The 10,831-nt window shown below is 69.7% G+C and carries 7 protein-coding genes and 2 CRISPR repeat arrays; of the genes, 3 read left to right on the top strand and 4 right to left on the bottom strand.

Features of this window, described 5'->3' with window-relative positions; genetic code table 11:
- Nucleotides 1–511: 511 nt before the first annotated feature.
- Complete coding sequence (locus ACWD5Q_RS34520) at nucleotides 512–922, bottom strand: type II toxin-antitoxin system VapC family toxin (RefSeq protein WP_451431025.1); 411 nt, start codon at nucleotides 920–922, stop codon at nucleotides 512–514.
- Nucleotides 919–1,149: a FitA-like ribbon-helix-helix domain-containing protein gene (locus ACWD5Q_RS34515; RefSeq protein ID WP_451431024.1), complete on the bottom strand. Its 231-nt coding sequence runs from the start codon at nucleotides 1,147–1,149 to the stop codon at nucleotides 919–921. The genes ACWD5Q_RS34520 and ACWD5Q_RS34515 overlap by 4 nt, the downstream gene beginning before the upstream one ends.
- 659 nt (nucleotides 1,150–1,808) lie before the next feature.
- Here ACWD5Q_RS34515 and ACWD5Q_RS34510 point away from each other — a divergent pair.
- The gene (locus ACWD5Q_RS34510; RefSeq protein ID WP_451431023.1) at nucleotides 1,809–2,660 is read left to right on the top strand and encodes a hypothetical protein; all 852 of its coding nucleotides are present in this window, start codon (nucleotides 1,809–1,811) and stop codon (nucleotides 2,658–2,660) included.
- Nucleotides 2,661–3,598: 938 nt separating this feature from the next.
- On the opposite strand, the gene ACWD5Q_RS34505 is transcribed toward ACWD5Q_RS34510, so the two are convergent.
- On the bottom strand, nucleotides 3,599–3,826 hold the full coding sequence (locus tag ACWD5Q_RS34505) for a hypothetical protein (protein ID WP_451431022.1): 228 nt from the start codon (nucleotides 3,824–3,826) through the stop codon (nucleotides 3,599–3,601).
- A 1,071-nt stretch (nucleotides 3,827–4,897) separates the two neighbouring features.
- Nucleotides 4,898–5,425 (bottom strand): DinB family protein, encoded by a 528-nt coding sequence (locus ACWD5Q_RS34500; protein WP_451431021.1) that lies wholly within the window; start codon nucleotides 5,423–5,425, stop codon nucleotides 4,898–4,900.
- Nucleotides 5,426–5,814: 389 nt separating this feature from the next.
- On the opposite strand from ACWD5Q_RS34500, the gene istA reads away from it, so the two are divergent.
- Nucleotides 5,815–7,083 (top strand): IS21 family transposase, encoded by a 1,269-nt coding sequence (gene istA, locus ACWD5Q_RS34495; RefSeq protein WP_451431020.1) that lies wholly within the window; start codon nucleotides 5,815–5,817, stop codon nucleotides 7,081–7,083.
- Nucleotides 7,083–7,913, top strand: a complete 831-nt coding sequence (gene istB, locus ACWD5Q_RS34490) for an IS21-like element helper ATPase IstB (protein WP_451431019.1) — start codon at nucleotides 7,083–7,085, stop codon at nucleotides 7,911–7,913. Before istA ends, istB begins: the two co-directional genes overlap by 1 nt.
- A 66-nt stretch (nucleotides 7,914–7,979) precedes the next feature.
- Nucleotides 7,980–9,412: direct repeats of the CRISPR family, unit length 28 nt; unit sequence GGACCATCCCCGCAGGCGCGGGGCCGAC.
- A 92-nt stretch (nucleotides 9,413–9,504) separates the two neighbouring features.
- Nucleotides 9,505–10,692: direct repeats of the CRISPR family, unit length 28 nt; unit sequence GGACCATCCCCGCAGGCGCGGGGCCGAC.
- Between the last annotated feature and the right edge of the window lie 139 nt (nucleotides 10,693–10,831).

Raw genomic sequence — 10,831 nt, 5'->3', positions numbered from 1 at the left:
ACGGCGGCCGCTCACCCCTTCTCATGTGCAGGCTAACAAGTCATCAGACCCCTTCATTCCGAGGCGAGTTGCAGCATTCTGTTAGGAGTTCTTAAAGCTGGATCCTCGTAACGGAAGCGACACCTCCGACCTACGCATTACGATGCGCATGCCACCAGAACCCGATTTACGCCAATTCCAAGGTCACCCGAAACACAAAACCCCAGGTCAAAGGCCCGACCTGGGGTTCACCATGGAGCCGCCTTCGGGATTCGAACCCGAGACCTACGCATTACGAGACCATGAGTGATCATGTCGCCTCGTACCGGCTGATATTGTTTGATGCCGTTCTGCCTGATCAGAGCGGGTGCAACGTCCTGGCCGGTGACGCCTCGTGCCGCACCGTCCAAAGGCATCCGGCCACCGGCTGGCCACCGGGGGCGTCATTGAGCAACGAAGCGAGGCGTTGGGGGCGAGTTGTAGGTGCCCTCCAATAGCATCCTGAGTCAACGGCCCCACGGCCGCGCCGCTGTCAGTTCGAGCCGAAGACCTCGATGCCGCATTTCGCGGCACCGCTCCGTTCGATCCTGGCATCACTGGTGATCAGCGTTGCGGCGAGAGCCTCGGCCAGGGCGACGTACTGGGCATCGTAGGCGCTCAGGTTTCCGTGGAGAACCTGAACGCGATCCCAGAGGAAGAGCGTCTCATGTCGGACGAGTTGGAGCTGCCGGTAGGCATCGACAGCCTTGGCCACTTCCCGCGCCGTGAGCTTGCCCCCTCTCCTCATGCCGAGGAGTGCGGACTGGATCTCGTAGTCGATGAGCGTGGGCACGGCGACGGCATCGGCGGCACCCACCCGGGTGCGGACGGCAAGACCGAGCGGGTCGTGGTTGGTGAGGAAGTGCACAAGGGCGGAGCAGTCCATGACGACCGTCTCGCTCACCTCCCGGCCCTGGCCTCGTCGATCGCGGCCAGCACGTCCTCCGTGCTGACGCTGGCCGTAGTCTCCCGATTCAAGCGCGCCACCATCTCCGCCATGGTGGGCTTGGACGCCTCTCGCGCGATGAGATCGAGGAAGTAAGCCTGGAGGGACTTGCCGGCCTGGGCAGCACGAACCTTCAAGGTCTGGATCTGGTCATCCGGGACATCCCGAATCGTCAGAGCAGTCATGATTGCAGTATAGCATCAATGCATGCAAAGCGCAGACAATCAGAGGGTTGTGGCACCCTCGCAGGCCAGCGAAGATCGTCCTCGCGCAGCACGTCGTCGACACGGCGGACAGCGGTGGCCGCCGCAGCCGACCGGACCACGCAGCGCGAGCTTGCCGACGAAGAACGACACATCGGCAGCTGCTGTGCTCACCGTGGGTCCGAGCAGTGCGCGGACGTCCTCGAAGCGCGCGAGCAGCACCGGCTCGCGCTCCTCCCGCGGCTATGGACGACGCCTCCCGCTTGGGAACGTGAGGGTCCACGATCTCGGCGGCACAGGCCAGGCGGCTTCGAGCACCTGCGCCTCGGGGCGGCTCAGGCACTCTTCGGCGGCCTGAACACGGTCGGGATCGGCGAGCCGGACCGCGAGGTACTCGGGGAGCGCCGACAGTGGTGGGGCCGCAATATCCGGACGAGTCCGGAGTACGTCGGCGAGGAGCTGGGCCGGCATATCGCACAGATGATCGGTGGGCACGGAGCTGAAACGGGTCACCCCGAGGTCCTCTGTCAGACCCCCACCCAGGCTCCTGTCCTGGCCGGCCGTACGCCCCGCACCGTCATGCCCCCTGCGGCACCGGGCTCGGTAGCGCCGTGCGGTAGCGGGGCTGTTGGATAACGGACATGGCAGCAGTAGTGAACGAGACAACCGTGAAGACGTCCACGACCAGCGAGTCCTTTAGCGCCGGCCGGCGGCTGCGGGACGCGGACATGGTCTCGGACACCGTGGCCGCCGACGGCGGCACAAGCGGCTCGGTGACCACGGACAGTGGAACGTACGACGTCTGGGTGGGCGTGGTCGACCGCCGTCTGACCGGCGAATGCCACTGCGCGGATGCCCGTGCCGCCACGCTCTGCCCGCACGCGGTGGCACTCGCTCTCAACGCCATCGCCTGCGGTCTCCGCTGGGCGCCTGCTCCCGCGCGGGACGCGGACACGGTCGATCCGCAGGACGCGTACGGTCAGTTGACCGCGGCCGAGAAGGGGCAGGTACTCGAGGCCCTGCTCGCCGAGCGGCCTGGGCTGCGGGCGGACGTGGGGCGACTGGCGGTCGCCCTCCTCGACGGCCCGGGCTCGGCGCGGCACGGCCGTACGCAGCGGGCGGACACCGAAGGACTGCGGCAGGAGACTGCGGTCATGGTCGAAGACGCCCTGCGGGAACTGGAGATCGAGGACCTGCGTACCGGGCACCAGCCGGGATTCGGATACGTCGACGTGTACGAAGCAGCGGGCAGCCTGGTGGAAGAAGCCCTCGAGCCGTACAAGCAGGACATCACCCGCCGCCTGGGCCTCGGGTTCACCGGTGCCGCCCGAGAGATCGCTCTGGGCCTGCTTGACGCACTCGCCGCCTGCGAGGGCGACTACGACGGCGACCAGGTCCTGAACTACGCGGGCGAGGACCTGGCTCATGCTTACGGCTGGGGCGTCCGTGAGCAGTTGCGGGCGGCGGGAGCGCCCCTGCCCGAGGACGAGTAGCCCGCTGCCCCTTGTCCAGCGCGTTGGTATGAGCGGTCGGACCAGCAGTACGTGCCCGCGTGCCTCCTGCCGACGCCTGAAAAGCCGACCGAGCCAGGGCGTGGACGATGCGGAACTCGGTCATCCACCTCTCGTGAGGGCCCACTCATCTACCTCCGGCGGATCTCGGCAACAGTCGCTGCCAAGATCCGTGACGGGGACGTTCTCGACGATGAGACGGCCGATAGTGAAGCAGCGCGTCGTCCGCCTACGCCTACACCCCAGGAAAACCCGGTCGGCCGCGCGATTGTCTGGATGGCACAACTCTCATGCGAAATCCGCGAGGCTGACCGAGGAGCCATCTGCACGACCTCTGCGCGCCTGGCCACCAAATGGCCACCAGCTCGAATCGGACGGGCCGGGGAGATCGACAGCCATGAACATATGCCGAGGTCACAGCCTCGCGATCCGCAACCGCCACTGGCCGTCAACTCCAGACCTGCGCATTGCGATGCACGGACCACGCGTGCCCGATTAGCCGGAATTCCAAGGTCACCCGAAACAAGAAACCCCAGGTCAGAGGCCCAACCCGGGGTTCACCATGGAGCCGCCTTCGGGATTCGAACCCGAGACCTACGCATTACGAGCTCGCCAGAGCGTTGCCCCAGGTTTCGTTTCCTCTCCCTGTTTTCGCTGTCTGTGCAGGTCAGCGGGCATGAACGTATCCGGGGCATGTTGATCGTTCACGGGGTTTCACTGTTCTTATGGCCCCATTCTGGCCTCAGGATGGGGCCCGCCGCGGGTGGGCCGGGCCCCATCCGGGAAGGCCTCCAGCTCAGCGCCGGGCCGCAAAGTGGCGTCCAGCGCAGAGACCTTGCGACGCAAAAAGGCCCTACCCCGCTGGGGGTAGGGCCTCCGGCCGTCTACGCGGCCACTCTTCGTGGACCGCTCAAGACAGGCTAGCGGCTCTGACGCTCCTTCGCCCGGCAGTAGGCACACACAACCTGGGCGTTGGACCCGTAGCGCACTGTAAGGCCCTGGCAGCGTGCGCAGTATCCGACCTGGTTCGGGGTGCAGCGGAGGATGAGCGCGGCCGTGACGCGGTCCGTGGTGGGGTCGATGCGTGCTGGCTGCTCGTCCATGTGTCCGAACGTACGTCCGTCGTCTCCCGGCGGGATGAAGGGCATGGGTGCCTCCTTCCTGGCGGGGTCAGCGGGCGTCGTCGATGCCGGCCGGCGTGGCGGTGGGGCTGAGCTGTGGGATGAGTCCGTACAGGATGCTGGGGCGGATCTCGGGCTGGCCGACGTGGCCGCATGCGTGCGGGCAGGGCACCCACTTCCAGGGCTGGGAGTACGGGGCGCGCTGGATTCACGGGAGCGGTGGGGGTCTTCGGCGGCGCAGCTGCGTTCGACGCGGCCTCTGAGGCCGCAGCCGTACAGGCCGAAGGCGTCGCGGTAGGGGCCGCAGCGTTCCTCTTCCAGGGCGGCGATCTCGCGCGGGAGGACGGGGTGCGGGTAGGGGCGTCCGCTGCCGGCGCCGGGTTCGCCGGCGGCGGGGTCAAAGTCGTAGGCGCGCTCGCCCGGGCGGACGGGCAGGGACCACCAGGGCTGTCCGGGGGGTGGTGAAGACGTGCCGGACGTTGCGGATAGTGCGGCGGTGGTAGTCCGGTCGGGACCGGAGTGGCTCACTTTTCATTTGTCGTTCGTGGCCCTCGTCGTTTCACCCGTTGCGAAGAGGGCCATCCCCGCAGGCGCGGGGTCGACGTGCCGCTGGCCCGCAGGTAGGGACCGGCGGTGGGACCATCCCCGCAGGCGCGGGGTCGACGCGAGGGCCAGATAGGCGATCAGCCGGGTTCCGGGACCATCCCTGCGGGCGGGGGCCGACAGCAGGTTCGCCACGTTCGTCAGCGTGTGCGCGGGACCATCCCCGCGGGCGGGGGCCGACAGCGACTGACGGGAGCGAGCCGCCCGGGGTGAGGGACCATCCCCGCGGGCACGGGGCCGACCGCCGCCGACGCGACGCCGGCGGGGACGGCAGAGCCGAACCAGCCCTCCCACAACACCGACCCGATCGACCTGACCGTTCCGGAGATTCGCCACCTGCTCGGTGCCCTGCTGAGCCCGCCCAGCCCATCCCCGCGCAAGCTGCTGCACTGGTCCAACTGGCGCAGACACCATCAAGCCACAGCCCGCCGCAGCCACTACCGGCGACGACTCACCGCCTCCCCAACCGGATAGATGCGAAACCGCACCGGAGTATCAGGTCAGGACCAGCCAGCGGCGGCCGTCGATGAGCTCCCGGGCCGCGTCGAGGTGGCCGGCGTGGCACGCGGTCTCGGTGATGACGTGCAGCAGGACGCCGCGCAGGGTGTGCAGGTGGGGTTCGCCGAATAGGTCGGTGGGCCACCAGGCCAGGGCGGCGTCAGCAGGGGTGCTGGTGATGACGGCGTCGGCGAGTTCTGCCTCCTGCCGGTATTGGTCGAGCACGTCGATGGCTGGCACTTCCGGGGCCACGTTCCAAGCTTCGTCGCCGTTCGTCAGGCCGAGGATGATCTCCTCGTCCCCAGCGACGACTGCGCGGAACCAGAACCGCTCAACGTCCAGCGCGAGATGCTGGACCATCCCCAGGCAGTGCCATCCAGATGGCAGCACAGGCCGTCGCAGAGCCTCCACGTCGAGCCCCTCGAGGATGCCGAGAACGTGGCGCCGCTGCCCGTCCAAGACCCTGAGAAGCGCCCTGACCTCACTGCCCGGAATTGTCTCGCTCACATCTTCGATCACGGCCATCAATGATCCCCGAATACCCGCCGCCATGCAGGGAGTTCCCTAACGCCCAGGACACACAGTCGGCGGGAGACCAGTGGAACCGTGAATGCGAGCAGCCAGCGACGATCACCTGCCCCTCCAGGGCCACGTCGCCGCAACGACTTGCCGTACCCACAGCCATGGATCACGAAGTCGCACTGGAGTACTAATCTGGTATAACGCGCCACTCGCGCAGGCGAGGACCATCCCCGCGGGCGCGGGGCCGACGTTCTCTCGGGTGTCACCAAAGAGGCCCGAGGGGAACCATCTGTCGGCGACGGGTGAATCCTGACCCTCTGACGGCGGATCAAATCTGACCCTCTGTGGTGGTACATCCCTCCTGATCTTGATCAAGGTCAGGAGGAGAGAGGGTGATTGCTGTGGAGGACTGGGCAGAGATCCGCCGCCTGCACCGGGCCGAGCACATGCCGATCCGGGCGATCGCGCGGCATCTGGGCATCTCGAAGAACACGGTGAAGCGGGCGCTGGCCAGTGACCGGCCGCCGAGGTACGAGCGGGCGGTGAAGGGCTCGGCGGTGGACGCGGTCGAGCCGGCCATCCGTGAGCTGCTGCAGCAGACGCCGACGATGCCGGCCACGGTGATCGCCGAGCGGATCGGCTGGGAGAAGGGGATGACGGTGCTGAAGGAGCGGGTGCGGGAGCTGCGGCCGGCCTATCTGCCCGTCGACCCGGTGTCGCGGACGGTGTATCAGCCCGGTGAGCTGGCCCAGTGCGATCTGTGGTTCCCACCGGTGTCGGTGCCGCTGGGCCATGGGCAGGCCGGTTCGCCGCCGGTGTTGGTGCTGGTGTCGGGCTACTCGCGGGTGATCACCGCCAGGATGCTGCCTTCTCGGCAGGCTGGGGACCTGATCGACGGGCACTGGCGGCTGCTGTCCGGCTGGGGCGCCGTCCCGCGGATGCTGGTGTGGGACAACGAGCCGGGAGTGGGCCGGGGCGGGCACCTGACCGTGGAGTTCACCGCGCTGGCGGGGCTGATGGCCTGCCGGATCTTCCAGACCCGCCCCCGCGATCCGGAAGCGAAAGGGCTGGTGGAGCGGGCCAACGGGTACTTGGAGACGTCCTTCCTGCCGGGGCGGACCTTCGCCGGGCCGGATGACTTCAACGCCCAGCTGACCGCGTGGCTGGCCGTGGCCAACCGGCGCCATCACCGCAGGCTGGATGCCCGTCCGGCCGACCGGTGGGAGGCCGACCGGGCCCGGATGCTGCCCCTGCCGCCCACCTCGCCGCCGTGCTGGTGGCACACCACCCTGCGCCTGGGCCGCGATCACTACGTGCGCGTCGACACCTGCGACTACTCCATCCACCCGCGCGTCATCGGCCGCAAGGTGGCCGTGGTCGTCACGACCGAGCAGGTCATCGCCTACTGCGACGGGCAGGTGGTGGCCCGGCACGCGCGCTGCTGGGCCCGCCACCAGACCCTCACCGACCCCGAACACGCGGCGGCCGGAGCCGCCCTGCGCGGCGCCTTCCGCAGTCGGCCCGATGACGCCCGTGACGGCCGGCCCGGCGCCGCAGACCTGGTCGAGGTCGAGCAGCGCCGGCTGGAGGTCTACGACCGCGCCTTCACCGTGATCGACGGCGGCGGCCAGGGCGACGAACCCGGCGCGGAGGTGTCCTGATGGCTGCCACTACTGCCCCCGCCGCGGCCGGCACCACGACCCCGCCGAAGCAGCCCACCAGCCACCAGATGACCGCTGACCTGGCCTTCTACTGCCGGGCCATGAAAGCCCCCGCCCTGCTGGAAGCCGCCGAACGCCTCGCCGAGCACGCCCGCGGCGAAGGCTGGACCCACACCGAATACCTCGCCGCTTGCCTGCAGCGGGAAGTTGCCGCCCGGGAGTCCCACGGCGGCGAGGCCCGCATCCGTGCCGCCCGCCTGCCCGCCATCAAGACGATCGAGGAACTCGACGTCACCCTGCTGCGTGGCGTGACGCGCCAACAGCTCGCGCATCTGGGAACATTGGACTTCATCAGCGCCAAGGAGAACGTGGTCTTCCTGGGCCCGCCCGGCACCGGAAAGACCCACCTGGCCACCGGCCTCGCTGTCCGCGCCTGCCAGGCCGGCCACCGCGTCGCCTTCGCCACCGCCGCCCAGTGGGTCGACCGCCTCGCCGATGCCCACCACACCGGACGCCTCCAGAGCGAGCTCGCCAAGCTCGGCCGCTACCCACTCATCGTGATCGACGAAGTCGGCTACATCCCCTTCGAGGCCGAGGCCGCCAACTTGTTCTTCCAGCTCATCTCAAACCGATACGAACGCGCGTCCGTAATCGTCACCAGCAACAAACCCTTCGGACGCTGGGGAGAGGTCTTCGGCGACGAGACCGTGGCCGCCGCCATGATCGACCGCCTCGTCCACCACGCCGAGGTCCACTCCCTCAAAGGCGACTCCTACCGCATGCGCGGACGCAACCTCGGACGCGTCCCCGCCCCCACCAACGACGACTGACCAACAACACCCACCCAGGGTCAGAATTCAACCGCCCAAACTGGGTCAGATTTCAGCCGCCGCCGACAACCATCCCCGCGGGCGCGGGGCCGATTGCTGGGCGTCCTTCGTGAATCGGCTCGGGGTGGGACCATCCCCGCGGGCGCGGGGCCGACGGTGGAAGGGGCGCCCCTGGTCGCTTCCAGGCAGGACCATCCCCGCAGGCGCGGGGCCGAGTCGGTCGGGGCTTCGTCGTGCTCGCGCTCGGGGGGACCGTCCCTGCGGGCGTGGGGCCGACTCTGCCTCGGGCTTCATGTCAGGCCCTCCTTACGGACCATCCCCGCGGGCGCGGGGCCGACGCGACGCGCTCCTTCAGCTGCCCCATCTGCACGGGACCATCCCCGCAGACGCGGGGCTGACATCGTGCCCGCCATCGCACAGTACGCCGGGGAGAGGACCATCCCCGCAGGCGCGGGGCCGACATCGCCTACGCGGACCTGGAGCCAGGCACGTCCGGACCATCCCCGCAGGCGCGGGGCCGACCGGGTGCTGAGGGTGTAGTGGCGGTGGTCCGGCGGACCATCCCCGCAGGCGCGGGGCCGACGAGCGGGCAATCGTCGAGAGCGTGCGGGCGTCGGGACCATCCCCGCAGGCGCGGGGCCGACTTGCACTGGCCGACGAGCTTCGTCAGTGCTGCGGGACCATCCCCGCAGGCGCGGGGCCGACATGTGGACTCCTTCGGGGTGACGGTGTGTGTGGGGACCATCCCCGCAGGCGCGGGGCCGACGACGAGCGGCTGTTCATGAAGGCGGCAGCCCGAGGACCATCCCCGCAGGCGCGGGGCCGACAGTTGGGCCACCTCAGGCGGCCTGGGTATGAAGGGACCATCCCCGCAGGCGCGGGGCCGACGCTTTCGAGCGGCATGTGACCGCCTCCGAGGCAGGACCATCCCCGCAGGCGCGGGGCCGACCTCTCCGGACTTTCCGCGCTTGGGCTGGGGGACAGGACCATCCCCGCAGGCGCGGGGCCGACTTCTTGACGGCCCACGCAACGACGCGCAGGGCGGGACCATCCCCGCAGGCGCGGGGCCGACGGCGAAGTCTCCGCCGGTCTGGAGATGCTCGAGGGACCATCCCCGCAGGCGCGGGGCCGACACCCAATTGACGTCCGTCGTGCGATCCTGGAAGGGACCATCCCCGCAGGTGCGGGGCCGACCACGCTGGGACTGCTGGACAGCACGCTCAACGGGGACCATCCCCGCAGGCGCGGGGCCGACTCGTACTCGACCAGGTAGGTGGCCTCGGGCAGGGGACCATCCCCGCAGGCGCGGGGCCGACGTCGCCCAGGGTCAGAGACACCTCGTAGGCGAGGGACCATCCCCGCAGGCGCGGGGCCGACATGCCGTGGATCATGATGCGCTCCTATGCTCGGGGACCATCTCCGCAGGCGCGGGGCCGACCCACAGCATGGTCAGGAGCCCATCGCCGGGAGGGGACCATCCCCGCAGGCGCGGGGCCGACGGCCGAGCAGTGAGGATCACCAAGAGCCGAGAGGGACCATCCCCGCGGGCGGGGGCCGACTTCGTGCCAGCGATCTTGTTGGTGATGTTCCAGGGACCATCCCCGCAGGCGCGGGGCCGACACCGGCAGCGAATGGCGGGAGATCAGCCACCTCGGACCATCCCCGCAGGCGCGGGGCCGACGCTTTCGAGCGCCATGTGACCGCCTCCGAGCAGGGACCATCCCCGCAGGCGCGGGGCCGACCTTTCTGTACCCGCACCGTCCGTAGCGGCATGGGGACCATCCCCGCAGGCGCGGGGCCGACAGGTTGCTTCGCTTGCCGTAGTTGGTCTCGGTGGGACCATCCCCGCAGGCGCGGGGCCGACTTGGGTCCGTGCCAGCCGATCAGCCCCAGTGGGGGACCATCCCCGCAGGCGCGGGGCCGACGCCCCACGTCCCTGCTCGGGCTGGCCGGTCTCGGGACCATCCCCGCAGGCGCGGGGCCGACTTGGTGCAGGTCGCCCCGCTCAGCGTGTGGGGCGGACCATCCCCGCAGGCGCGGGGCCGACCGGGGCGGCTGCTCGTAGACGGTGCCGTAGTGGGGACCATCCCCGCAGGCGCGGGGCCGACAACGACGGCCACGAGCCCGGGTCCACGTGATCGGGACCATCCCCGCAGGCGCGGGGCCGACACTGCCCCCTTGGCCCCAAGAGTCCTTGTGCCGGGACCATCCCCGCAGGCGCGGGGCCGACCCGAGACCCGTACCCGCGAGTAGAACCCCGTCAGGACCATCCCCGCAGGCGCGGGGCCGACCAGGACGACCGCGCCGACCGCACCGCTGGACAGGGACCATCCCCGCAGGCGCGGGGCCGACGCTTCCGCAGGGTCGCAGACGGCGTCTCGTGGAGGACCATCCCCGCAGGCGCGGGGCCGACTCGCCAGTGTGCAGCTGGACGCGCGGGAGTCTGGGACCATCCCCGCAGGCGCGGGGCCGACAACATGCGCGACCAGGTCGCCAAGGCCCAGAAGGGACCATCCCCGCAGGCGCGGGGCCGACCGGGGCGGCTGCTCGTAGACGGTGCCGTAGTGGGGACCATCCCCGCAGGCGCGGGGCCGACGCTGACCGAGCTCGATCAGGGTGCTGGGTGCGAGGACCATCCCCGCAGGCGCGGGGCCGACTCGGAGGGGAAGGCGGCCGGGCCGCTCGCGTCGGGACCATCCCCGCAGGCGCGGGGCCGACCCGTCCACCAACTCGCGGGCCCTGTCCGACGGAGGACCATCCCCGCAGGCGCGGGGCCGACACTCCTTGACCTGGGATTTTATCGAGCGACGGCTCGTTTTTCGTTTAGAGCGTGGTGGTGAACCGCGCTGTAGCTCGATGATCTGCGGCTTTCGGGTGGTTGCGGTGTGGGGGTGGTCGGCCTGGGGCAGCCAGCGGGT

The organism is Streptomyces sp. NPDC002513 (genome assembly GCF_053595355.1).
This window is presented reverse-complemented; position numbering and strand designations above follow the sequence as displayed.